Origin of the sequence: Paenibacillus naphthalenovorans (genome assembly GCF_900099895.1) — a bacterium.
Taxonomy (GTDB): Bacteria; Bacillota; Bacilli; order Paenibacillales; family NBRC-103111; genus Paenibacillus_G; species Paenibacillus_G naphthalenovorans.
The window spans coordinates 74,568-96,889 of record NZ_FNDY01000009.1 but is presented as its reverse complement, the minus strand read 5'-3'; the positions used below and the strand labels follow the sequence as shown (position 1 = coordinate 96,889).

The window sequence follows — 22,322 nt, the reverse complement described above, 5'->3', positions numbered from 1 at the left end:
AGACTTAATATAAAATCATGCAATTTCGGAACTTTTTGGAACGGATTGCGTAAATAGATTTCAGAAAGCCATTGAAAAAAATAACAAATACGGAGTGTGATAGGGATGAATCGACGGCCCCATCGCGGGAGATTCAAAGGCAAGCTGGTGATGCTGTCCGCGCTCAGCTTAAGTCTTCTTCCGTTAACGGCTCATGCGAACGAGATCAGTACGGGCACCAGTTCGGCGGCTGCAGCTTCCGTCAGCGGTTTTAATGCTTCCTCCGGAACTGCACCTTCTGCTGCCAAGGAAGCAAAACAGGTGAAAGCGGAGGCCAAGATTACGAAGGATGAAGCGGTCGCCATCGTGAGAAAACTTTTTCCGAAATTGCAGGATGCGCAGCCGGTACGTGTGGAGCTTGGAGATTCCCACTCGTATCCTCCCCAATATCAGAACGTTTGGACCATCGGCTGGCAGATTACATTCGGCAACAGCAGCTACGGCTTCGACAGTAAAGTCGACTCGATCACCGGCGATCTTCTGCAAACCCATCTGCATTTCCCGACGGATGAGGGCAATGAAGCGTACTATCCGCCGAAGGTTTCCAAAGAAGAGGCGCTGGGGCTGGCCAAAGCATTTATTCAGAAGGCTTCACCGACCTTATCGCTTGACAGCCTGAAGCCCGTGGACCAGTCTCCATACACCAATCAGGTGCTTTTCGGTCCGGTGCAGTATGAATTTTCTTTTACCACTTTAGTTCATGGATTGGCCCATCCCGGGGGACATATTTCAGTAACGATCAACGGCAACGGAGAGGTCACAGGCTATTACCGGAACGTGGTTACTGCCGATTATCCATCTCCTGAGCCCGCCATCACCCCGGAAGAGGCCGCCAAGAAGTTCGTGCCCCTAAGGGATTTAACCCTGCAGTATGTCCCGGTGAATCAGCCGAATTTCAAGGGCAAGAGCTGGTTTCTCGGTTGGGTGCAGCCTTTTTACGCCGACTTAAGTATCGATGCACAAACCGGTGAATACATTAACTTCACGGGTGCAGTCGTTCAGCCTGAAAAGGTTCAATATAAAGACATTCAAAAGACGGATAAACTGTTTACCGTGACAACGGGCAAAGGTGAAAACCAATTATTAACAGGTGAGCAGGCGGCGGAGCTTGTCGAGCGAGTGGCGTCCATTCCGGGCAATCGCACGAGATCCACGCAGAGCCTTAATACATATTGGTCGGACGTGAATAAGAAGGTTTGGAATATTACCTGGATGGAAGCGGCGCCTGCCGGTCCTTATCCTTATAGCGGTCAAACAAACGCCGTGGTGGATGCGCGAACCGGACAAATTCTGGAGTTCCGCGTGGATCGTATGGCTCCCCCATGGACGAATCCAAAGCCGGATACGGAGAAGACAACGGCTGCAATCTCTCAGGCTGAAGCCGAAAAGAAGGCTTTGGCTCTGATTAACGAGTTGTATCCGAATGCGTCGGAAGAATTAAAATGGCTGTCCCCCGATCCGTATGCCGCACCGGCGGGAGATGAACAAACCTTTGGATTCCGATTCCAGCGATTCTATAAGGGGATCCCTGTCGGAGGGGATTCCGTGAGCATTATATTGGATGCCCAGGGCCAATTGAAGAGCTATCAGAGCACGCGTTCAGATCAATTGGAAGCGGGTACGGCTTCCCTTGCAGCGAATATAACGAAAGCTCAGGCTGAAGCCATCTTTTTGGAGGGCATATCACAGGAATTGCAGTACAAAAACTTTGGCGGTTTTTATACGGAAAGTCAATATGTGGAGCCCGATATCAAGCTGGTCTATCAACAAACGTACAAAGACAGTGCGAAAAACGGTTATGTGATCGATGCGGCGAACGGCCGGTGGCGGGCTACCTTCGTCAATCCTGTGAGCACCGTTGAAAGCCCGGTGGAAATGCCTGTCGATATTGCGGGGCATTGGGCACAGAAAGATTTGGAGACGATGATCCGGCACAACATCTTATCCGCAGATTCAAGCGGCCAATTGCATCCTGATAAGACGATCACGTTAGGCGATTGGCTTCTTATGGTGTCTCAGGCGGTACATCCGCATTATGCGAATTCCTATTATGACAGAAATGCCAAGCCGGCGTTCGAAGATATCGACGAGCAGAGTCCTTACTATGCAGCCGCCCAGCTTTTTGTTCAGTTGAAGTGGCTTGATCCGAAGAAAACGCCGCAGCTTCGTCCGGAGGAAGCTCTAACGAAGGAAAAGCTGGCGGTTCTGCTGACTCAAATGATCAAGTACAATAAACTTGCGGAACAACTGCAGCAGAATCCGCAGTTGAATTTCGAGGATTCGGAACTCATTGCCGAGAAAGGCGCCGTCTGGCTGATCACTCAGCTGGGTGTGCTCGATGGTTCCGTCCGGAAGTTCAATCCGCAGGGAGAAGTGACCAAAGCCCAAGCGGCAACCGCTCTGATGAGACTTGTTCATTTACAGGGCAAACTGGACCAGAAGATAGCCATGTAATGTCCTGATCCGGCAGTCCAAACCTTTTTTATAGGAGGTTTGGACTGTTTTTTTGTTGCATATCTGCCGGGACCGTGTGATAATATGGGGTTGTCATATGGAAGAAAAGTCTTCTCGATTTTGATTATCATGGAGGCAAAATCATAGTGGAGCGTTACCCTTTTACTTATGATCATTCTCAACCGTTCATCCGGCAGGCCGGCGAATGGATAGCGGATGTCTTTTACGATATTCTGCCGGAAGCCGGTTTCGAAGTCCGCGATGAACAGATTTATATGGCTTTCCAATTGGAACGGGCGTTTGCCGAGAAACAAACCATTTTTGCGGAGGCGGGAGTGGGGACGGGGAAAACGCTTGTTTATTTGTTATATGCGATTTGTTACGCCCGTTATATGCGAAAGCCGGCTGTGATCGCCTGTGCGGACGAGTCTTTAATTGAACAACTGGTCAAGCCGGAAGGGGATATCGCAAAGCTGGCGAAGCACCTGAGCCTGGCCGTTGACGCCAGGCTGGGGAAGTCTGCGGACCAGTATCTTTGTCTGGTCAAGCTGGACAAAGCGAGATTCAGGGACGAGGATGCGGAAATGTTCGAGCAATTATACGAAGAGTTGCCCGGGTTTGTTCATTCTCATGAAACCCTGCAATCGTTTTATGCTTACGGCGACCGGAAGCAATATCCGCATTTGAATGACGAGCAATGGAGCAAGATCAATTGGGATGCTTTCCAGGATTGCTTCGTATGCGACAAAAGGCACCGCTGCGGGCAAACGCTCTCCCGCGAGCATTACCGCCGATCTGCCGATTTGATCATTTGTTCGCACGATTTTTACATGGAGCATGTGTGGACGTATGAGAGCAGGAAGCGGGAAGGGCAGCTGCCGCTGCTGCCGGATCACTGTGCGGTCGTATTTGATGAAGGGCATTTGCTGGAATCTGCCGCGCAGAAGGCGCTGACCTATAAATTAAAGCATGACGTGTTTGAAGAACTGATTACCCGGCTGCTGCAGGGGGAAATACGCGAATCATTGGCTGTGCTCATTGACGAGGCGATTGCGCAAAGCGAGACGATGTTTGACTGGTTAAGACGCCGGAGCAGAGAGATTCCCGGTTCGGACCGGAAGGAGCTTCTGCTCGACGATCGGCTGCTTCAGGAAATACACCGGTTCCGGACGGTGCTTGCAGCGATTGAAGAAGAGCTCGTGTTTGAAAGCGGTCTTCACACCTTGAATGAATATCAGCTCCGCATTGTCGAAGAGCATCTTGAAATGATGCAGAAAGCATTGAGTCTTTTCCAGCGATCGGAGTCATTGGTATGCTGGTTGACGGAAAGCGGGAGCGGAGCGGCTTTGGTGATCATGCCGAGAACCGTCAAGGAAGTGCTTCGGGAGCGGGTGTTTGGCTCGAACATGCCTATCGTTTTTTCATCGGCCACACTATCCGTGGAGGGCTCCTTCCGTTATGTAGCGGAAAGTCTCGGGATCGAGCAATATTTGTCCTTTTCCGTTGACTCTCCATATGAATACGAACGGCAAATGGAAGCGATCGCGCCTCTTTGGTCTGCCGGCGGGACATTTTCGGAGAAAATGGAGGCCGCTGTCTCGCTGCTCGAACGAACGGAAGGAAGAGCGCTGCTGTTATTTCCGGCGAAAGCCGAACTGCAGCGGTTTAAACGGGAGATTGCGTCGTATCCCGAACTCTTCGGGAAAATGCGCTTCTTGTTTGAAGGCGATCAGGAAATCAGCCATCTTATCGCTTCTTTTCAGCATGACGAAACGAGTGTTCTATGCGCCGTCAGCTTGTGGGAGGGACTCGACGTACCGGGGCCGTCCTTGTCCAATGTCATCATATGGTCGCTGCCTTTTCCGCCTCAAGATCCGGTCTTTATGGCCAAACGCAGCGCGGCGGAGTCTCCTTTTGAAGAGGTCGATCTGCCTTATATGCTGCTGAGGCTCCGGCAAGGGATGGGACGATTGATTCGCTCCCGTGAGGATCGGGGGATCGTGGCCATTCTATGTGCAGAGCTGCACTGGCAGCCCATGCTGCGGGCCCGCGTTGAAGCTGTGCTGCCGCCGGGGGTTTCTCTCAAAAATTCGCTAGCTTAGGGGACAGTTGGTAAACTTTGTGTCATGAAATCTCATTGTATCCGTGTTACAATGGTTTCCGTTCCTGTTTAGGAATGCGACATCAAAAAGGCCGAAGCTTAATTCGTAAGCGCGGGGGAACCCATATCCTTGGGGTGAAGCCACTATGGTGGCCGGGTGGTTGCTCTTTGACCCGAATCCGTCAGCTAACCTCGCAGGCCGTAAAAAGGAGAGGAATGCAGTGAAAGGTTTTAAGAAGTTGGTTTTGACAGGTGTTTTGGCACTTGGCCCGATCATTGGCGCCGGCGCGGTTTCAGCTGCTCCGTCGCACACGGTATCAAGCAACGATACCCTGTGGGCGATCTCCCAGAAATACGGTATCAGCCTGAAATCGCTTATTACGGTGAATCCGCAATTGGTTAACCCAAATCTAATATGGCCAGGAATTGTGCTTAATATTCCCGGTAAGTCAACGGGTACAGGTTCGGGTTACGGTACAGGTTCAGGTTACGGTACAGGCTCGGGTTACGGTTCGGGTAACGGATCGCAGCAGGGAACAGGAACAGACAGCACGACACAGTCTTCTTATGCCAGCCAAGTGGTAAATTTGGTGAACCAGGAACGTGCCAAAGCCGGTTTAAGCCCGCTTGCCAGCGACAGTGCATTGACGAAGGTGGCTTTAGACAAGGCAAAGGACATGTATGAAAAAGGCTATTTTGACCATAATTCTCCTACCTATGGGTCTCCTTTTGATATGATGCGCTCTTATGGCATCCGTTATACCTACGCGGGTGAAAATATTGCCAAAGGGCAAAGAACACCGCAAGAGGTAATGGATTCATGGATGAACAGTCCGGGACACCGTCAAAACATTATGAGCCCGAACTTCAACAAAATCGGAGTGGCTTATTATAATGGCGTGTGGGTACAGATGTTTATCAAAAATTAATTCGGACTAGAAGAACAGGCTGTTGAGAATATCTCAGCAGTCCTTTTGTTTGCCATGATATTTTAATGCGACATAGCTTCTGCCGGATTAAAGACGGTATTGGTCAGTCCTTTTGCGGAACGGCATTCGTCCTGGACGTTTTATGCAGGCTTCAATGAAATCCATAATACCGGCAAATGCGGAATGGAATCGGCCGAGGAAGTGACGCCTGCCGTACTGAATTGGATTGAGCACAATGCCCGGAAGATTTCGGCAATCCGTTTGCCGGCGATCCTCTGCCGGCGTGGATTGCAGCCTCCCTGCTGAAGGGTCAGGAGGCGGGACGCGACTATCTGGTCGTTTCGCAATGTGCGCACGTCTGCCAAAGAAGCGTTCGTTTCGGGTCATGGCTCTATGTCCGAACGTATCATGACGGGTACCATTTATTCGATCAAGAGATGCTATTCGATCTCGACAGCGATCCTTATGAGCAAACGAATCTGGCTGCGGAGCATCGCCAAGTTTGCCGAGATGCGGTATATTATTTAAATGAGTGGCATGACCACATGATGGAGACGATGCCTTTCGATACAGATCTGCTCTGGACGGTAATGAAAGAGGGAGGACCTTATCATGCCAAAGGATTTTTGCCGAAGTATGCGCAGTGGTTGGAACAGACAGGACGCGGTCATGCGATTACAGAGCTAAAACGGAGACATCCTGCGGAATTCGGTCATGGCCGTCCGAAGGGATAAGACCTCCGTTGAACGGTGGAGGAGGATTGAAATGAATGGAAAAAAACCGTGCTGCTGCACGGCCGGCAGAGAGGTTTCGGGCCAGCCGGATTCTCATTCTTTGCCCTTGCAGGGCAAACGCTCGGCCAAAGATCCTAAAGAAGGCATGATTTATTTGCCCGGCGGTGAATTTTTAATGGGAACCGCGGATCAGGAAGGGTTTGCCCAAGATGGCGAAGGCCCCGTTCGTTCGGTTAGACTGGATTCTTTTTATATCGATCCTTACGCGGTGAGCAATGCAGAATTTAAAGCATTTGTCGATGCTACCGGTTATCGCACGGAAGCGGAGGTTTTTGGCTGGTCCTTTGTGTTTCATTTGTTCGTTTCCGCCGAAACGGCGAAAGGTGTGACGCAAGCGGTTCAGCAGACCCCCTGGTGGTGGGTTGTGAACGGCGCATGCTGGAAGCATCCGGAAGGTCCGGATTCTCACATTGATGACCGCATGGACCATCCGGTGATCCATGTTTCCTGGAATGATGCGAATGCCTACTGCCAATGGGCCGGCAAACGGCTGCCGACCGAAGCGGAATGGGAGTACGCGGCAAGAGGCGGTCTTGTGCAAAAACGTTATCCGTGGGGAGATGTCCTCAAACCGGATGGGGAGCATCGCTGCAATATTTGGCAGGGCAAGTTTCCGGATAAAAACAACTGCAGCGACGGGTATGCGGGAACCGCGCCTGTCCATGCGTTTAAACCCAACGGTTACGGATTATATAATGTTTCCGGGAACGTATGGGAATGGTGCTCGGATTGGTTTGCTGCGAATCATACGGCAGACCCGCTTGTTAACCCGCTTGGTCCGGCGACGGGTCAGGAAAAAGTGCTGCGCGGAGGTTCCTATTTGTGCCACAAATCGTATTGTAACCGGTACAGAGTCGCTGCGCGCAGTAAAAATACACCGGATAGTTCCACGGGCAATATCGGTTTTCGCTGTGCTGCCGATGCCTGATAGGGAACAAAGAACGAACCAGGCTGTCGTGGTCTCCCCACGGCAGCCTTTTAAATTACTGTTGATGATCATTAGAGGATATGATAGATTTTAGTGGACGTGGAAATGAATGGTAGGGAGAAATGGATGATGAAGCACCCGAATTGTGGTTCAGCGGCTACGAAAGCGAGCACGATAACAGACTAAACAAATTTATATTCCGTACACTTTGAACGAATACGTGTTTGAAAAGAACGGAAAGATTTATACCGTGACGATCCGGATTAACGACGCAGTCAAGACCGATGCGCAGTGGAAACGGCTGACGGAGGCGTTCGGCTCGATACAGTTTTTCAAAAAATGAAAGCCATTCTTGTGAAAAAGAGCCATTGCGGCTCTTTTTCGGCGTTTACGGGGAAACGTAAAGCACGGGATTCTTTCGTATACCTGACATAAGCCAAGTTTGTCCGCGCATATACAATACGGAAAGCATTGTCTTTCAAGCGTTTCAAAGTTGCACGGATGCCATGCGAGGCTTGATAACAAATATCGGAGAGTGTTATGATTATTTTATTTGAGACATTGAGACATAAGGATGCTGATGGAGTTGACTAAAGTAAACATAAATGGGCTTGACATCCATTATTCCGTTGTCGGCACAGGGCATGAGGTAGTGATGCTGCACGGTTGGGGAACCAATCTGCAAACCTTTCATGCGATTCAGCAGCATTTATCCCGGCATTTTAAAGTGTATGCATTCGATTTTCCCGGCTTCGGAGAAAGCGATACTCCTCCCGAGCCGTGGGGGGTTACTGAATATACGAATCTGCTCGCTTCATTCATACAGTCGATGGGGATCGATAATCCGATACTGATCGGCCATTCCTTCGGCGGAAGGGTCTCAATTCGATATGCCGCTGCGAATCCTGTAAGGAAAATGATATTGACCGGAAGCGCGGGAATCAAGCCGAAACGCAGCCTGAATTATTATGTAAAGGTATATTCGTTCAAAACGGCCAAACAATTGCTCAAGCTCCCGGGCCTAAACCGGTATTCGGAGCGCATATTGAACCGGATGCGAGCCAAATTCGGCTCCAGCGACTATAAGAATGCATCAGGCGTAATGCAGCAGACGCTGACCAAAGTCGTCAACGAGGATCTGCGGCACCATCTTCCTCATATCAAGGCATCGACCTTATTGATCTGGGGCGAGAACGATACGGCTACCCCTGTTGCGGACGGAAAATTGATGGAACAAATGATACCGGATGCCGGTCTGGTCGTGCTGAAGAACGCCGGTCATTTTTGCTATTTGGAAAAAGGCCGCGAGTTCATCGTCATCGTAGACCATTTTTTGGCGAAGGATAAGGGAGGCAGCCATGTTTGAGCTTGTTCTTGCGTTAGCGTCGCTGTTATGGCTGGGGCATGCTGTCCTGCGTCTTCTAAACGGCGTACATATGCTTCAATTGAATTCTTACCGCAATGAGCGGTTTATGGGCTGGTTTAAAGGCCACGTGAAGGAACGGCTGTCCTTAAGAGAGTGGCTTCCGTTATTGTCTTTTGCCGCCCTGCTGTTCCAAGCGCCGGTGCTTGGTTTAATTCTTTGGACGCTGCTATATGCGATGCTGATATGGCTGCGGCCCAGGAAACAGGAGAAAAAGAAGCTGGTCTATACGGCCAGGGTCAAGCGGCTGCTTGTGACGATTGGCGTTCTGGTAGCGGCGGCTTTGGCGGTTTCCCTAACCTTTGCATCCGCCGGAGACAGCCTTGCACCGTTCATCTTGTTGTTCGCCGTCGCGCTGTTGTCCGACATGGTGGTGTTGTTGGCCAATACGATGAACCTGCCTGTCGAAAACCGGATCAACCGCTACTATTTGAACGATGCCGCGCAGATTGTGCGGCAGATGAAGCATTTGACGGTGATCGGCATTACCGGTTCGTATGGCAAAACAAGCGTGAAGCATTTTCTGAATACACTGCTCAGTCAAGTGTACGAGGTGCTGGTGACGCCGGAAAGCTACAATACGCCGATGGGCGTAACCAAGACGATCCGGTCGATGCTGCGTCCTACGCACCGGTTTTTCATTACCGAGATGGGGGCCAAGCAAACCGGCGATATCCGCGAGCTGTGCGAACTGGTCAGTCCCAAGATCGGCATTCTGACCGCCGTCGGGCCCCAGCATTTGGAGACGTTCAAGACACTGGAGAATGTGCAGCGGACCAAATTCGAGCTTGGAGAGAGTCTTCCGCCGGACGGCATCCTGTTTATGAACATGGATGACGAGAATATCGCATCCTACCGCGGGAATATTGCGGCAAGAAAAGTAAGTATCGGAATTCACCGGCAGGATGTCGATTATCGTGCCCAAAATATACAATACACCGGCAAAGGCGCAGCGTTCGAGCTCGTGAAGCCGGACGGATCGGTTCTTGCCTGTGAGACGAGCCTGCTTGGCGAGCATAATATCTATAACCTTCTTCTGAGCATGGCCGTCAGCCTTGAGCTTGGGGTTCCCGAGGAAAAACTGGCGCTGCTCGTGAAGCGGATCAAGCCGGTAAAACACAGGCTGGAGCTCAAGAAATTATCCGACAAAATCACGATACTGGACGACAGCTTCAATTCCAATCCGGTCGGTTCCAAAGCGGCTCTGGATGTATTGGCCCAGATGCCGGGCAAACGGATCCTGATTACGCCGGGGATGATCGAGCTCGGGGAGCAGGAATATGAGCTTAACCGCAAGTTTGGCATTCATGCGGCGGGAGCCTGCGATTATATTATACTGGTCGGGCAGAAACAAACCAAGCCGATTCAGGACGGCTTGCGTGAAGCAGGCTACCCGCAGGAGCGGCTGTATATCGCCAGGGATCTTCAGGATGCGCTCAGGCAAATGCATCTTGTAGCCGAACAGGGAAGCATTGTGCTGCTCGAGAATGACCTGCCCGATAATTATAATGAATGATGGGGGACTCGCAATGAAAGTAAAAGTAGGGGTTTTGTTCGGAGGCATGTCGGTAGAGCATGAGGTATCCATCATATCCGCTCTGCAGGCTATTCACGCGTTGAACCGGGATAAATACGAGCCCGTACCGATTTATATCGACAAGCAGGGGCACTGGTATACCGGGGAAGGGCTGATGGATATCGACAATTACAAGCAGCTTCCGGAGCTCTTGAAAAAGAGCGAGCAAGTGATTTTACATACGAATCAGGAAGGAAAGCATCTTCTGATCAACGCCGCATCCGGGCTGTTCCGCAAAAAAATCATCGATGAAATTCATGTCGCCTTTCCGGTCACGCACGGGACCTATGGAGAGGACGGGTCCTTGCAGGGCTGGCTTGATTTGAACAAGATCCCTTATGTCGGCTGCGATGTGCTCTCCTCTGCGGTCGGTATGGACAAAATCATGATGAAAACGATCGTCCGCGGCGCCGGTCTGCCGGTGATCGATTACGTGTGGTTTTACAGCAAACGTTGGTTTGACGCGCAGCAGGAGTGTGTGGAGCTGGTAGAGCAAAGGCTGGGTTATCCCGTGATCGTAAAACCGGCAAACCTGGGGTCCAGTGTCGGCATACAGAAAGCGGACGACAGGGAAGAACTGGTCGAAGCGATAGAGTCAGCGTCATCCTATTCTCCCAGAATTATTGTGGAGAAAATGGTCACCAATTTGAAGGAAGTCAACTGTTCGGTCATCGGCGACTATGAGCATGTGGAAGCTTCCGAGTGTGAAGAAGTGCTGAAATCGGACGAAATCCTGAGCTATCAGGATAAATATATGAACCAGGCCGCCAAAGGAATGGGCGGTACGAGCCGGATTATCCCGGCGGAGATCGGGGAGGAAACCACACGCCGGGTGCAGGAGCTGGCGAAGCAAACCTTCCTGGAGCTGGGCTGCAGCGGTGTGTCACGGATCGATTTTTTGATCGATCAGAACACCAACAGCGTGTATATTAATGAAATCAACACCATTCCGGGCTCGCTCTCCTTTTACCTGTGGCAGCCCAAAGGGAAGGATTTCGAGCAGCTGACGGACGACCTGATCCAGCTCGCGCTCAAGCGGAGCCGGGAACGGGCGCAGCTCACCTTCTCTTACGACACCAATCTGTTGGCGCTGCAGGGCAAAGGCGGCGGCAAGCTGGGCACTAAAAAATAGCGCTTTAAGGAGGATGCCTTCATGAAGGACCTTTCTCCAATACCTGCTGGCCCGGGGGTCGACGGGTGGCAGAGGATACCGATTGAAGAAAATCATGAACAACTGGTCTCCTTGAACCGATTAACCCATCGAATGATCGTTCGTCCGTACTATTACGCCATGAACATTCCCACAGAAATCGATGGGGCTTATGTACGGCAGGGTGCAATTTGATAAACCGGGAGCTGATCGTCGGATTTAGCTATGACGAGCAAAAGCTTGAAACCTTTTTCCGGAATGAAAGCATCATTTTTCGAGAAAATCTATGGTTGGATCAGGAACTGCTTGAGACGGTGAAGGGGGTACAGCGAGGAGCAGTTAAAAGCTTTTGCCGAGAAGGATTTGCAGTTTCATCTCGAAATTGACGGTGTTCGACTGCAGTGTCTTTACGCCAGGCATGATGAGGCCAACGGCTTCGTTCTTGGCTTCGCTGCTTCCGAAGAGATCACCCAAAACCCTGACGAATACAACAAAATCAAGCTCGGCTTCCGTATGCCGCAGCTGGCCGGGAAGAAACAATTCAGCGTTATTTTATCGGAGCCAACCTACGGTGTGGACATTCTTTACTCCAATCAGCTGCAGAACGTGAAGGTGACCGCCATACTTTTCTTCGATCACGATGAAGTGATTACGAATTTACCGAACGATATGATCAGGATCGAGTTAAATGAATGGGTGCTTCCTACAAGCGGGAGCCGATTAGCGATAAAGTTGGTCGGCTTTTTTGGTATGTGTTGAAATAAACGCGGGGGATTGAATTTTACGGGTTAACAATAAACCAGGGTGCCTGAGTCGCTTGACTCTCGGAACACCCTGCGGGTTTACGTATCAAGGAAGCAATGGAACAAATTCTTTGACAATTTGCTGATGACCTTGGTTCTCTTCGTATGCCTCTTCTCTTTCGAGATTGAATTTTTCCATAATCGGAAGATCGCTGCAGGAGAAAAGGTAGGCGTCTTCGGAAGAGGTAACGACGTGCTCGTGCCAAGCCCAATTCGGTACGACGAAGAAATCACCTTTGGACCAATGGAACTGTTCCCCGTTGATCACGGTATAGCCGGCTCCTTTAAATACCTGATAGATGGTTGAATGGGTATGGCGATGAGCCTTAGAGCGGAAACCGTTGGGCAGCTTTTGCATCCAGGCGGCAATCGTCGGGTTTGCCGTTAATCCATTGGATGGATTGATATATTCGACGGCATACCCGTCAAACGGGTCAGGCTCGAACCGGCTCAGTCCATGCAGAGCGGCAAGCGTTTGCGCCCATTTGAACGAGCCCAAAGGTGCGATTTTGGAGCTGCGGTCGGAAATCGGGCGGACCATTCCGCCTGCGTACCGCATCGCGCTATAGTTATCCGGTACGGAAGGCTGTTCGATTTTCTCCGGATAAGATTCGAAGAAGGTGCCTCCAAGGGCATAGATTGTTGGGATATCCAGACAATCCATCCAGATCATCGGCTTATCGCCAGGATGGGAGTGCCCGTGCCATAACGTTTGGGGCGTGGTCAGGAAGTCTCCTTCCTCCATGAAAATCCGTTCGCCCTGCACGATGGAATAAGCGCCTTGGCCCTCAATAATGAACCGAAGCGCACTTTGCGTATGCCGATGGGAAGGGGCCGTTTCCCCGGGAAGAATAAGTTGGACAGCGGCATAAAGCGTCTGTGTCGTTGAAGCCCATCCCCAAGGCTGGCGGTTGGTCAGTCCGGGATTTTGCAAATAAATCGCCCGGCGTTCACCGCCGCGGTCCGGCGTGAAAATATCTTTGGCTTCCATCAATTTCTTATAAAGCGTTTCCCATTTCCAAAGATAGGCTTGCGCATGAGGCGCAGGCTGTTTATGCATTAAATCGGGTATCGCATTCCACAGCGGCCCAAGGTAATATTTTTCAATCTCTTTGTTAAAGTTTTGGACGGTTTCACTTTGAAAAAATTCGTTTTTTTCTGCCATACTTTGCCCCTCACTTTCCTTTTGCGTCTTCGTACTGCCGCAGATTTCTTTTGATTTGTTTTAAATGCGTTTCCACGTGTTCGACCAGCAGGTGATCTACAATGAACGCCATCGGCTTGGTTCCGAATCTCGGGTTTCGGCTCGGGGATTCGACAGTTAAATCTTCGGCCGTCAGCGGACCGAGCACATCCCGTACTTTTGATTTCAAAGCGATAATGCCCTTCAATACTTCGTCCTTTGTTCGCTGTCCGGCTTGAGCGACCGCGTTTAACCTTCCTTCATGCTGCAAGCCTCGTCCCCATTCGATGCCGGGAGATGCAATGACCTGCGTCAGCTCATTCAGCCAATAAGGGGTGGCTTCTTCCACATGACAGAGAATCTCCATAACCGACCATGCGTCATCCGCAGGTTTAAAGCAGAGAATTTCTTCGTCGAGGTCTTGGGTAATCTCCACGATTTGATCGATGGATCGGTGAATAGACTGGATCCGGTCCTGCAATTCGCTCATGAGTTTATCCCTCCTGTACTTTTTTTACCCGGTTTTCGAGGACGCCGATGCGGTCGATTTCAACGCGCACCACATCACCGTCTTTGAGGAATACTTGGGGATCACGCGCCACTCCGACACCGCCCGGAGTACCGGTAAGGATGAGATCGCCGGGCTCAAGCGTCATCAGATTCGACAAAAACTCCACCAAATAGGGGACGGTAAATACCAGGTTGGCGGTATTCGAACGCTGGCGCTCTTCGCCATTGACGGTCAAGACCACCTCAAGCCCTGAAGGATCGCCCAATTCATCGGCTGTGATCAACCAGGGACCCAGCGGCAGGCTTCCTTCCACTGTTTTTCCCTGCAGCCATTGAAGTGTTCTTCTTTGAATATCCCGGTAGGTAACATCGTTAGCCACGGTATAACCGGCGACATAATTTAAAGCGTTGTCCCGGGAGACGTTTCTGGCGCGTTTACCGATAACAAAGGCGAATTCCGCCTCATAATCCAGCTGTTCCGAGATCGGAAAGAAAGGAATATCGTCCTGGGGACCAATGATGGTGTTGCTGAATTTGGCAAAGACAACAGGGTATGGAGGAAGCTCTCGGCCCATTTCTAAAATATGCTCCCGGTAGTTATGGCCGACACAAACGATTTTTCCCGGATTTAAAACGGGAGCTTCAATTTTAACGTCGGAGTATTCATATATGACGTTTCGTTCGAACGGCCCCGGGGATTGGAGAATGAATTGAACCGCTTTCTTCGCCAAGGAAAGGCTTTCATCTCCGCCCTGAAGAAATTCCACCATATTGGCCGGTATAAATGCTTCGGCAATTTGTTTTGCCCGAATAGAGCCATTGGCTTGCAGCATGAGTTCATAAGCGGTATTTAAATCAATCACTTTGCCGTCTTCAATACATCCGATTCGACTTTCTCCATGAATGCGATAATGGACTAAACGCACCATCCATCTCTCCTTTTTGTTCACAATTAGTAAATATGATTTATTAATATCGTACAATGTGAATATATCAAAAGTGCTTCCTTGTTGTAAAGACAAATTAAAAAATGTGAAACTTTCCGAAGAAAGCATTTACAAAAAAAATGATTTTAGGTATATTAACAGTGATCGAATAAATAATATTGAACTTGATTTACCAATAGTGAACAACAGGAGGTGCAAATCATGAATTCGGTTATTTTACTGTGACAGACTGCCGAGGACTGGCGAAGCGGCGGGTCTGGAGAAAGCCATCCTGTACTGAATTTTAGCTTGTGAGTAGAGGGGGAGAATACATTGCGTTCAATTGATATTAATCGGATGATTGATGAATCAAAATTTAACCGCTTTCATGGTCTTGTTTTGTTTTGGTGCGGTTTCATCATTGTTTTTGACGGATATGACCTTGTCGTATATGGTTCGGTTGTTCCTGTTTTGATGCAAGCCTGGGGGTTGACCCCTATTCAAGCCGGTTCGCTGGGAAGCTATGCTTTGTTCGGGATGCTGTTAGGGGCTTTAATTTTTGGTCCTCTGGCGGATAGGATCGGCCGTAAAAATGTCATTTTGTTCTGTATTGCACTCTTTAGCATCTTTACGGGGATCATCGGATGGGCCAAGACCCCCGCAGAATTCGGGATCTATCGATTTATGGCCGGCTTAGGCCTGGGCGGGGTGATGCCCAATACGGTTGCATTAATGACGGAATATTCACCCAAAAAGCTGAAGAGTACGCTCGTTTCGATTATGTTTAGCGGTTATTCCGTCGGGGGGATGCTTTCTGCAGGTCTGGGTATTCTATTAATTTCCCGGTTCGGTTGGGAAGCTGTTTTCTTTGTCGGAGCTCTCCCGTTATTCGCCCTGCCGTTTATGGTTAAGACGCTGCCTGATTCCCCCAGCTTTTTGCTGGCCAAAAATCAGACGGAAAAGCTTGGTGAAATCTTGTCTAAAATCAATCCGGAGTTTACTCCGCAAAAGGACGACAAATATGAAATGGTTATCCCGAAAAAAACAGGGATGCCGGTTATCACGCTGTTCGAGAATCGCCGTAGTTTAAGCACAATCATGTTCTGGATTTCGTTTTTCATGTGCTTGCTGATGATTTACGGATTGAATACATGGCTGCCTAAACTGATGGATAAAGCGGATTACCCGTTGGGGTCAAGCCTCATGTTCTTGTTTGTCTTAAATTTCGGAGCCATCTTTGGCGCGATATTCGGAGGATGGGCGGCCGATCGTTGGGGTTCAAAGAAAGTATTGATCGCGTTTTATTTGCTGGCAGCGGTTTCATTAACATTGCTCGGCTTTAAAGCCAACATGGTCGTATTGTTTGTTCTGGTGGCTATCGCCGGTGCAGCTACGATCGGGACACAAATTATTGCCAATGCTTATGTTTCTCAATATTATCCGGTTCATATGAGATCCACCGGTATCGGTTGGGCATTAGGGATAGGCCGGTTAGGCGCCATTGTCGGCCCGATGATGGGAGGGATTTTGCTGTCGCTGAATCTGCCGTTAATGCAAAATTTCATAGCCTTTGCTGTGCCCGGACTGATTGCCGCTTTGGCCATCTGGTTTGTTCAGGAAAAATATGCCGACATGCGCAGCACGGCAGCAACGGAAGAACAAGTCAGTCCGCAATCGAAGAGTATTGACGCTATAGCTAAATAAAAAAGGATAATAGCCGAAAATCAATGGTTTATTGATGATTTCGGCTATTTTTGACCATTTTAATACGATTTTAAACAAATTTAAGATAAATAGTATTTACAAATGAAAAATCTGTTGGTAATATAAAAAGTGTAAACAATAAATAAATAATATTCACTAATCGTGAACAACGGGAGGTACTAATCATGAAACTTGGTTATTTTACTTTGACTGACAACCCGATTGAGTACGGCAGCACAAGGAAAGATGCGAACCAGATGATCAGGGATTTGGCCGAGCAATGCGTATACGCGGAGGAGCTCGGATTCGATTCCGTTTGGGTTCCGGAGCATCACTTTAGTGTGCTGGGAGTTCTGCCTTCACCATCCTTGTTCTTGGCCAACATCGCGGCAAGAACCAAAAAAATTACCTTGGCTCCTGCAACGGTGCTTTTGCCGGCGAGCCATCCGATTCGTATGGCTGAGGAATATGCATTGCTGGATCTCTTGAGCAACGGCAGAGCGATTTTCTCTGCAGGAAGAGGATACGACAAGCGTGAATACGATGTATTCGGCGCCGATTTCAACCAAAGCCGGGAAATCTTCTTTGAAGGGCTGGATATCATTAAAAAAGCGTGGACAGAGAAAGCGTTTTCTTATCAAGGGAAGTTCTATTCGTTCCCTGAAGTGGAGCTGACGCCAAGACCGGTGCAGGATCCGCATCCTCCGATCTATGTAGCGGCATTCAGCCGTCCTTCTTTGGAGAAAGCGGCCGAGATGGGAGAGAATGTGATCTTTGCCCCATTTGCCGCCAATATGGTGTTCGGAAGTCTGGAAGGAGCGGTTTCATCCTTTAAGGAGCTCTCCGAAAAGCACGGTTTTAAAGGCAAAGGCGCCCGCTGTTCGTATTTCATTAATGTGACCGAAACGAAGGAAGAGACGGAGAAGACGAAACAGCGTATGCTAAAATACTTCACCGGTCTGGTACCGGCCTTCCCGTCCGATCCGACGACGGCGCCTCCTCATATCCGTTATTTTGTGGATATCGTAGAGAAGCTGAAAAAGATGAAGACCGACGATTTGAGCGACAGGAGCATTATTGTAGGGGATCCGGAATATGTAACCGAGTGTCTGAAGAAATGCGAAGCGGCGGGTCTGGAAGAAGTCATCCTGTACTTTGACTTCGGCGGCCTGTCGCATGAAGATACCATGAAATCTATGGAACGCTTTGCCAAGCATGTGCTGCCTCATTTTAATCAAAATGTCGTGAATGCTTAAAACGGATCAGCTTCCCTCTATTGTTGATATCATTTCCATAGGAGTGATATGATTCAAATAAATGAAACGCGGAGGGAAGGTTTAAAAGAAATGACGACGAACGACCTTAAAGGACACGGTATCCAATCCCTTGAATTGGGATTGGATATCTTGAAAAAAATTGCGGACCAGGACAAACCGCTCACGATTACGGAAATAGCCAATTTATGCGGAATGTCCAAAAGCAAGCTGCACCGGTATCTCACCAGCTTTTGCCGATGTGGTTTCCTGGCAAAGCAGGATGATTTACGCTATTCCCTTGGCACCGAATTGATTTTATTAGGATTAAAAACATCTGAAAAATTGGATGTAAAGGAAATTTCAGGACCCTATTTGACGGCCCTTAGAGAAAGATTAAATGAGACGGTCGCCCTTGCTATCTGGGGGGAGAACGGACCTTTCTTTCTCCGGTGGGAGGAGAGCAACCGGGCGGTTAATCTCGGCATTCGCGCCGGTTCTCAAGTCAGTGTTACGCGCAGTGCGCCTGGAAAGTTATTTGCCGCCTATCTGCCTCAGTCACGAACGCTGGAATTAATTAAGCGGGAACTGCCGAACGGCGAACTGGAGCAGGCGGCTTTCTATAATGAGATGGAAGAAGTCAAAAGAAAAGGATATGCCGTCACGCAAGGCACGTTAATTCCGGGAATTTCCGCGATCAGCTGCCCTGTATTTGGCCAAAACGGTGAAATCATAGCTGCGATTACGGTCGTCGGATTAATTGATACACTGGATGTTTCGGAAAATTCCGAAACGATCCCCATCATCATGGAACAATGTTTATCGTTATCCCATTCTCTGGGGTATCAAAAAAAATTCAGTTACGTTTAACAGCCTGATTGTCCGGGGACCGGAGGAGTTTGGGGGGAAGGTTCAATCATGGGATTTACGTTAGATGCCGAGAAGGTCATTCATCTGCCTGATTTAAACTTTGTTCAATTTTGTCAAAAAACATATGGTTTGAATCGCGGAGTCTATAATACGGTGGATTCCTGGTTTTATCAAAAGGGAGCTACAGATATAGCGGATCGAAGAAAACGGATTATCCATTTTTTGGACTGTGTTCATCATCCGGTTGAAAACGGAAGACTGAAATTCGGCCATGGCGGACTGGCCTCATGTTTAACCCTTTATTGGGAAAACTATGCTTAAAGGACAGCATGAAAAACGCCAAGACGAGGACTGCTATTTCCGAGAGCAAGCCAAACCTGACTGATTCACATATTACCGTCACATGATTTTTAAAAATGGATAGGGGATGGCATGATGACAACGACAGAATTTGATTTCACTCAAATTTTTGCCGATGAGCGTTTGGGGTTTCTATCTACGATCCATAAAGAATCGGGAGCGATTCAAAAAAATGCCGTCTCCTGGATTTATGGCTATAAACCGAAAGTCCTTCGCGTAGCCGTTTCCACCAAATCGGACATCGTCAGCAATATCGAGTCGAACGCCAATGTAAATTTCTCCTTTTTTTATAACAAGTCGATCGTATCCTTCCAAAACAAAGCCAGGATCTTGACCAAAAAAATGCCGGGCGTTCCGTTTCCGCTGACCCTTATTGAATTGTCAACCAATGAACTGCACGACATTATGTTCTATGGAGCGGAAATAGCTCAAGAGCCGGTGTATAAGAAAACCTATAACATAGAGGCCGCTAAAAAATTGGATAAGCAGGTATATGCATCTATGGCATTAAGCGAGGAAGAAATGGAAGCGGCAAAAGAATAAATCCGACTAGGCTCGCGCTGCTGCCGATGAATAGGGCGGCACAGCAAGAAAGCCCTGCACTCTTTAGAGAGTGCAGGGCTTTCTTAGGTTCAGCGGACTCCGCTTATATCATATCGTAGCCGATAAAGGCTTCGCGAACGCGGCTCCAAAACGGGAACGGGCGAAACCTGGCGAACTTCACCTTCCTGCCTGCCGCTACCATGCTGCGAATCGAAATGATGTCGTTGCGCTGCATGTATACGTGGTCAAGAGACAGCAGAATGTTCTGATTCGCCCTCGGATAGATGTCGCAGTGGTGATGCTTCGGCAGCAGAATCGGCGAGCCTAACGTACGGTATACGCGGTTGTTGATCGATGCGATCTCCGCAATTTGAATGGCATCCAGAGACGGATGGACGATGGCTCCGCCCAGGCTCTTGTTGTAAGCTGTGCTTCCGGAGGGCGTCGAAATACAGATGCCGTCGCCGCGGAACGTCTCGAGCAACTCGTCGTTGATGTGAAGCTGTGCGACGAGCGTGGCATCGACGCCCTTCAGCGTGAATTCATTCAGTGCCAGTTCGGTTTCAATCCCGTGCGGCGTCGTGATTTGGATCTCCACAAGCGGATATTTGACTACCCTCAGATCATTCTGCCTGCTGCTTTCGCCCATCAGCTGCGCGAGCAGTTCCACTTCATCCGGCTTCCAATCGGCGAAGAAACCGAGCCGCCCGGTATGAATGCCGACAAAGGAAATGTGATCCAGCTGATCCTTATAGCGGTGAAAGGCTTGCAGCAGCGTTCCGTCTCCTCCGATGGACAGAACAATGTCGGGGGCCGTCTCTTCGTGAACGAGACCGAACTGTTGAATCAGTTCGTGGAACGAATGCATCAATTGGATGGATATTTCATCGCCGCGATGAACCACATTGTATTTCAAACGGTTGTCCTCCTATATCTGTACGCTTCGTTATGCTCAGCCGTCCGAAGCGCTGCAATACTCTTCAATCCATATCGCCGTGCTTTCCGGCATTTGGTTAAACCTGACCGCAACCCGGTATGCGTCGCTGCCGAAAGGAGCGATACGGATAACTTCGGCATGGAGCGTGAGTTTCTGGGCAAGTCCGGGCAGCACAAAAGATAACTCCAATTCCAATGGAGAAAATAGACGGGTCGAGGTCATGAATGACACGCCGCCCGCAGACAGATCCAGGATTTGCCCGGTAAAAAATGCATTTCCCTGATGCGTTCTCTGCCCCCGCACGCCTATAATCCGACAGGTTAACGGTGTGCGCACCTGAGGCACGATTCGCTTATATTGGCGCTGCTCTGCTTTAAGAAGCTGCGGCGGAGTTGTAAGCGTCAATGTACAAAGGCATCGTTTCGTTTCCAAATGGAGCAGGTCAACGAGGGCATAATACAGAATCCCCCGCTTAAAAAATGAAAATTCGATGAAATACACATGATGCAGCTTCTCCAAAGGGTGGATCGCCATCGTTTCCAGAGTGACGGTCATTTGCTCGCCGTCCGCTTTCGAGAGTGTGAAGCTGTCCTCATAGCAAAAGGGCAGGCCCTCCTTGGTTTCGCCGACAATGATGAGGCGGCAGCTTGCAGGGATAACGACCGTCCCGCATGCCAATGCTTGGTTCCAATGCATATGCGACACCTACCGGAAATGGTTTTCGACACCCCTTTTGTATCTGTGTAACTACATCATAATCAATAATGGAAAAGAAAACAATGCCAAGACCGCAGGCGGCTACGGTATGAGTCCTCTGCGATTATGTTATGATATGGAAAGGATGCCTTGAGAGGAGTTGATCCGATGATTCATACGTTTGCCGTCACTCACCAATCTGCGATCGAGCAGGATTTGGAGCTGGAAAGATTGCACAGCCCTGAAATCCGCTGGTATTGGGTTGATTTTGATTGTCCTACAAGCGAAGAAGCTGCGTTATTGGATACATTTTTCCACTTTCATCCGCTTGCGATAGAGGATTGTATGCAGTTTCTGCAAAGACCCAAGCTTGATCACTATGAGGATCATCATTTTTTTGTTCTGCATACAATTAATCCCGTGACGTTGGATTCAGACGAGGTAGACCTGTTTCTGGGCAGAAACTATATCGTTACGTACCATTCCAAGCCTCAATCCGAGCTGGAGGATTTCCGCGGCAAGTTGCTGTCGGACCCTAAATATTTGGAGAATGGGCCGGTGTACGCTTCCCATCTGCTGATAGACAAAATTGTAGACCAATATTTTCCAAGCGTATATCACCTGGAGGACAGCCTGAATGAACTGGAAGACAGCTCTCGGGGCGTTTGGTCTGAAAAAGTAATGGACAGGGTGTTTGAAATCCGATCGGACCTGTTAAAGCTGAGGAAGACGATTTTTCCGATGCGCGATTTGCTGTACCGGATTATTTATTCGGAAAAAATCGAAGGCGTGAAGCAGCATGCCGCTTATTTTCAAGATATTCACGACCATCTGCTGAAGCTGTCGGATATGGTGGAGGCGAACCGCGATTTGACTTCGGACATCAGGGACAGCTTTATTTCCATCAACTCTTATCGGATGAACACCATTATGAAAACGCTGACCGTCATCACCACCATTTTCATGCCGCTAACGTTTATTGCCGGCATTTACGGGATGAACTTTCGCTATATGCCTGAGCTGGAGTGGAGCTTCGGATATTTCGTCGTATTATTCATCATGTTCTCGATCGGACTCGGAATGTTTTGGTGGTTTAAAGTGAAGGGATGGTTCAAATGAGCAAGGGCCCTGCGCAGGCGTTCA

General features: G+C 49.3%; 23 protein-coding genes and 1 riboswitch. Of the genes, 17 read left to right on the top strand and 6 right to left on the bottom strand.

Annotated features, from left to right (window positions below):
- Positions 1-105 precede the first annotated feature (105 nt).
- From BLT35_RS11420 to BLT35_RS11410, 3 genes are all read left to right on the top strand, one after another.
- Positions 106-2,493 (top strand): YcdB/YcdC domain-containing protein, encoded by a 2,388-nt coding sequence (locus BLT35_RS11420; RefSeq protein WP_074728034.1) that lies wholly within the window; start codon positions 106-108, stop codon positions 2,491-2,493.
- 146 nt (positions 2,494-2,639) lie between these two features.
- A complete protein-coding gene (locus BLT35_RS11415) occupies positions 2,640-4,595 on the top strand; it encodes an ATP-dependent DNA helicase (RefSeq protein ID WP_074728031.1) in 1,956 nt (651 codons plus the stop codon).
- A 79-nt stretch (positions 4,596-4,674) separates the two neighbouring features.
- Positions 4,675-4,810, top strand: a riboswitch (cyclic di-AMP (ydaO/yuaA leader).
- A gap of 5 nt (positions 4,811-4,815) precedes the next feature.
- Positions 4,816-5,523 (top strand): CAP domain-containing protein, encoded by a 708-nt coding sequence (locus BLT35_RS11410; RefSeq protein WP_062406394.1) that lies wholly within the window; start codon positions 4,816-4,818, stop codon positions 5,521-5,523.
- 140 nt (positions 5,524-5,663) lie between these two features.
- On the opposite strand, the gene BLT35_RS28050 is transcribed toward BLT35_RS11410, so the two are convergent.
- The gene (locus BLT35_RS28050; protein WP_437438530.1) at positions 5,664-5,870 is read right to left on the bottom strand and encodes a hypothetical protein; all 207 of its coding nucleotides are present in this window, start codon (positions 5,868-5,870) and stop codon (positions 5,664-5,666) included.
- A 90-nt stretch (positions 5,871-5,960) separates the two neighbouring features.
- Here BLT35_RS28050 and BLT35_RS28045 point away from each other — a divergent pair, with 90 nt between their 5' ends.
- The 8 genes from BLT35_RS28045 (at position 5,961) to BLT35_RS11360 (ending at position 12,153) form a co-directional block, all read left to right on the top strand.
- On the top strand, positions 5,961-6,257 hold the full coding sequence (locus tag BLT35_RS28045; RefSeq protein WP_256846845.1) for a hypothetical protein: 297 nt from the start codon (positions 5,961-5,963) through the stop codon (positions 6,255-6,257).
- Between the two features lie 31 nt (positions 6,258-6,288).
- Positions 6,289-7,245 carry a formylglycine-generating enzyme family protein gene (locus BLT35_RS11390; RefSeq protein ID WP_054817597.1) on the top strand — a complete coding sequence of 319 codons (957 nt, stop codon included), beginning with the start codon at positions 6,289-6,291 and terminating at the stop codon, positions 7,243-7,245.
- Between the two features lie 208 nt (positions 7,246-7,453).
- Positions 7,454-7,588, top strand: coding sequence for a hypothetical protein (locus tag BLT35_RS27810; protein WP_302848194.1), 135 nt, complete (start codon positions 7,454-7,456; stop codon positions 7,586-7,588).
- A 243-nt stretch (positions 7,589-7,831) separates the two neighbouring features.
- The gene (locus tag BLT35_RS11385; RefSeq protein WP_235594226.1) at positions 7,832-8,611 is read left to right on the top strand and encodes an alpha/beta fold hydrolase; all 780 of its coding nucleotides are present in this window, start codon (positions 7,832-7,834) and stop codon (positions 8,609-8,611) included.
- A complete protein-coding gene (locus BLT35_RS11380; protein ID WP_062406397.1) occupies positions 8,604-10,184 on the top strand; it encodes a UDP-N-acetylmuramoyl-tripeptide--D-alanyl-D-alanine ligase in 1,581 nt (526 codons plus the stop codon). The genes BLT35_RS11385 and BLT35_RS11380 overlap by 8 nt, the downstream gene beginning before the upstream one ends.
- 13 nt (positions 10,185-10,197) lie before the next feature.
- Positions 10,198-11,376, top strand: coding sequence for a D-alanine--D-alanine ligase family protein (locus tag BLT35_RS11375; protein WP_062406398.1), 1,179 nt, complete (start codon positions 10,198-10,200; stop codon positions 11,374-11,376).
- 21 nt (positions 11,377-11,397) lie between these two features.
- On the top strand, positions 11,398-11,589 hold the full coding sequence (locus tag BLT35_RS11370; protein WP_074728028.1) for a hypothetical protein: 192 nt from the start codon (positions 11,398-11,400) through the stop codon (positions 11,587-11,589).
- Positions 11,590-11,757: 168 nt separating this feature from the next.
- Complete coding sequence (locus BLT35_RS11360; RefSeq protein WP_074728024.1) at positions 11,758-12,153, top strand: hypothetical protein; 396 nt, start codon at positions 11,758-11,760, stop codon at positions 12,151-12,153.
- Between the two features lie 90 nt (positions 12,154-12,243).
- Here BLT35_RS11360 and BLT35_RS11355 read toward each other — a convergent pair whose 3' ends face one another.
- From BLT35_RS11355 to BLT35_RS11345, 3 genes are read right to left on the bottom strand one after another with little or no spacing between them, the layout of a single operon-like run.
- A complete protein-coding gene (locus BLT35_RS11355; RefSeq protein ID WP_062406402.1) occupies positions 12,244-13,362 on the bottom strand; it encodes a cupin domain-containing protein in 1,119 nt (372 codons plus the stop codon).
- A 10-nt stretch (positions 13,363-13,372) separates the two neighbouring features.
- A complete protein-coding gene (locus BLT35_RS11350) occupies positions 13,373-13,870 on the bottom strand; it encodes a DinB family protein (protein WP_062406403.1) in 498 nt (165 codons plus the stop codon).
- Between the two features lie 4 nt (positions 13,871-13,874).
- Positions 13,875-14,816 (bottom strand): fumarylacetoacetate hydrolase family protein, encoded by a 942-nt coding sequence (locus BLT35_RS11345; protein ID WP_062410806.1) that lies wholly within the window; start codon positions 14,814-14,816, stop codon positions 13,875-13,877.
- Between the two features lie 333 nt (positions 14,817-15,149).
- Between BLT35_RS11345 and BLT35_RS11340 the strand changes: the two genes are divergently transcribed.
- The 5 genes from BLT35_RS11340 (at position 15,150) to BLT35_RS11320 (ending at position 19,546) form a co-directional block, all read left to right on the top strand.
- The gene (locus BLT35_RS11340; protein ID WP_074728022.1) at positions 15,150-16,520 is read left to right on the top strand and encodes an MFS transporter; all 1,371 of its coding nucleotides are present in this window, start codon (positions 15,150-15,152) and stop codon (positions 16,518-16,520) included.
- A 185-nt stretch (positions 16,521-16,705) separates the two neighbouring features.
- Positions 16,706-17,776, top strand: a complete 1,071-nt coding sequence (locus BLT35_RS11335; protein WP_074728019.1) for an LLM class flavin-dependent oxidoreductase — start codon at positions 16,706-16,708, stop codon at positions 17,774-17,776.
- Positions 17,777-17,824: 48 nt separating this feature from the next.
- The gene (locus tag BLT35_RS11330) at positions 17,825-18,643 is read left to right on the top strand and encodes an IclR family transcriptional regulator (RefSeq protein ID WP_074728015.1); all 819 of its coding nucleotides are present in this window, start codon (positions 17,825-17,827) and stop codon (positions 18,641-18,643) included.
- Between the two features lie 48 nt (positions 18,644-18,691).
- Complete coding sequence (locus tag BLT35_RS11325; RefSeq protein WP_062406411.1) at positions 18,692-18,964, top strand: hypothetical protein; 273 nt, start codon at positions 18,692-18,694, stop codon at positions 18,962-18,964.
- Positions 18,965-19,075: 111 nt separating this feature from the next.
- On the top strand, positions 19,076-19,546 hold the full coding sequence (locus tag BLT35_RS11320) for a PNPOx family protein (RefSeq protein WP_074728013.1): 471 nt from the start codon (positions 19,076-19,078) through the stop codon (positions 19,544-19,546).
- Between the two features lie 103 nt (positions 19,547-19,649).
- Here the strand turns inward: BLT35_RS11320 and BLT35_RS11315 are convergent, their stop codons facing one another.
- The gene (locus BLT35_RS11315) at positions 19,650-20,462 is read right to left on the bottom strand and encodes an NAD kinase (protein WP_054817608.1); all 813 of its coding nucleotides are present in this window, start codon (positions 20,460-20,462) and stop codon (positions 19,650-19,652) included.
- A gap of 36 nt (positions 20,463-20,498) precedes the next feature.
- A complete protein-coding gene (locus tag BLT35_RS11310; RefSeq protein WP_074728010.1) occupies positions 20,499-21,179 on the bottom strand; it encodes a PilZ domain-containing protein in 681 nt (226 codons plus the stop codon).
- Between the two features lie 168 nt (positions 21,180-21,347).
- On the opposite strand from BLT35_RS11310, the gene corA reads away from it, so the two are divergent.
- Entirely contained in the window at positions 21,348-22,298 is a 951-nt protein-coding gene (gene corA, locus BLT35_RS11305) for a magnesium/cobalt transporter CorA (protein ID WP_074728008.1), read from the top strand.
- Positions 22,299-22,322: the final 24 nt, after the last annotated feature.

Coding starts and splice junctions, on each gene's coding strand:
- BLT35_RS11420 (WP_074728034.1), top strand. CDS start 106: ATGAATCGACGGCCCCATCGCGGGAGATTCAAAGGCAAGCTGGTGATG.
- BLT35_RS28045 (WP_256846845.1), top strand. CDS start 5,961: ATGCTATTCGATCTCGACAGCGATCCTTATGAGCAAACGAATCTGGCT.
- BLT35_RS11390 (WP_054817597.1), top strand. CDS start 6,289: ATGAATGGAAAAAAACCGTGCTGCTGCACGGCCGGCAGAGAGGTTTCG.
- BLT35_RS11380 (WP_062406397.1), top strand. CDS start 8,604: ATGTTTGAGCTTGTTCTTGCGTTAGCGTCGCTGTTATGGCTGGGGCAT.
- BLT35_RS11375 (WP_062406398.1), top strand. CDS start 10,198: ATGAAAGTAAAAGTAGGGGTTTTGTTCGGAGGCATGTCGGTAGAGCAT.
- BLT35_RS11370 (WP_074728028.1), top strand. CDS start 11,398: ATGAAGGACCTTTCTCCAATACCTGCTGGCCCGGGGGTCGACGGGTGG.
- BLT35_RS11355 (WP_062406402.1), bottom strand. CDS start 13,362: ATGGCAGAAAAAAACGAATTTTTTCAAAGTGAAACCGTCCAAAACTTT.
- BLT35_RS11350 (WP_062406403.1), bottom strand. CDS start 13,870: ATGAGCGAATTGCAGGACCGGATCCAGTCTATTCACCGATCCATCGAT.
- BLT35_RS11335 (WP_074728019.1), top strand. CDS start 16,706: ATGAAACTTGGTTATTTTACTTTGACTGACAACCCGATTGAGTACGGC.
- BLT35_RS11330 (WP_074728015.1), top strand. CDS start 17,825: ATGATTCAAATAAATGAAACGCGGAGGGAAGGTTTAAAAGAAATGACG.
- BLT35_RS11325 (WP_062406411.1), top strand. CDS start 18,692: ATGGGATTTACGTTAGATGCCGAGAAGGTCATTCATCTGCCTGATTTA.
- BLT35_RS11320 (WP_074728013.1), top strand. CDS start 19,076: ATGATGACAACGACAGAATTTGATTTCACTCAAATTTTTGCCGATGAG.
- BLT35_RS11310 (WP_074728010.1), bottom strand. CDS start 21,179: ATGCATTGGAACCAAGCATTGGCATGCGGGACGGTCGTTATCCCTGCA.
- corA (WP_074728008.1), top strand. CDS start 21,348: ATGATTCATACGTTTGCCGTCACTCACCAATCTGCGATCGAGCAGGAT.